The organism is Telmatospirillum sp. J64-1, from assembly GCF_006980715.1.
Classification (GTDB): domain Bacteria; phylum Pseudomonadota; class Alphaproteobacteria; order Rhodospirillales; family Magnetospirillaceae; genus Oleiliquidispirillum; species Oleiliquidispirillum nitrogeniifigens.
On sequence record NZ_SBHN01000071.1, the window covers coordinates 1 to 773 of the forward strand.

A 773-nucleotide genomic window follows, 5' to 3' on the forward strand; every position below is an offset into this window, starting at 1 on the left:
ATCGCCTCTTACTGCCAAGGCATCCACCAAATGCCCTTAAAACGCTTGATCCATCATACGCAGGGACAAGCCCGGCGCACGATCACTCAGCACGTTCCAGATGATTTGTTGCAGCACCCGATGCTTCGGAAAAAAGCACCTGGCGCTGCGCCAGATCAGAAAAACCTATTCACGATGTCAAAGAACGAAGACTCTTCGCAGCCCGAAAGCTGCCAAGTGATCGACCCACAGATTGGATCGAAACGGAAGTCCTCCCGAACGTAGTGCCTTGCGGGCTGCCGCCCGGACCCGCTTGGGGCCTCGGGCCCCAAACCCCGCTCCACTAATCAGATGGTGGAGCCGGACGGGATCGAACCGACGACCTCAAGCTTGCAAAGCTAGCGCTCTCCCAACTGAGCTACGGCCCCCCTTGGCTTGCCCTCAAGCGCCGGGCGCTCGCATCCGCGAGCTTGGCTGGCGCTTCGCTTCAGGGCAGTGACAAGAATGGTGGGCCCGGCAAGATTTGAACTTGCGACCCCACGCTTATCAAGCGTGTGCTCTGACCAGCTGAGCTACGAGCCCGGTCCTTGGTGATCTGGATCAACCAGATCGGCTACGTTCGAGGAAGGGATGCGGAGACGGCGGCGCCGATTGATGAAGGCGTCCGAGATCAGGTGATCCGGGACATCCTTGAAAGGAGGTGATCCAGCCGCAGGTTCCCCTACGGCTACCTTGTTACGACTTCACCCCAGTCGCTGACCTTACCGTGGTCGGCTGCCTCCCTAAGGTTAGCT

Annotated in this window: 1 protein-coding gene, 2 tRNA genes and 1 rRNA gene (1 of these 4 running past the window's edge); 1 reads left to right on the top strand and 3 read right to left on the bottom strand. The window is 59.1% G+C overall.

Annotation, left to right across the window (positions count from 1 at the left end):
• A partial coding sequence (locus tag EPD66_RS24480; protein ID WP_221931109.1) for a hypothetical protein occupies positions 1–264 on the top strand: 264 nt, incomplete at its 5' end.
• Between the two features lie 67 nt (positions 265–331).
• On the opposite strand, the gene EPD66_RS23795 is transcribed toward EPD66_RS24480, so the two are convergent.
• The 3 genes from EPD66_RS23795 to EPD66_RS23805 form a co-directional block, all read right to left on the bottom strand.
• Positions 332–407 (bottom strand) — tRNA-Ala (locus tag EPD66_RS23795).
• A 77-nt stretch (positions 408–484) separates the two neighbouring features.
• Positions 485–561 (bottom strand) — tRNA-Ile (locus EPD66_RS23800).
• 111 nt (positions 562–672) lie between these two features.
• A 16S ribosomal RNA gene (locus tag EPD66_RS23805) occupies positions 673–773 on the bottom strand; its annotated part runs 516 nt beyond the window's last position; the annotation flags it as partial.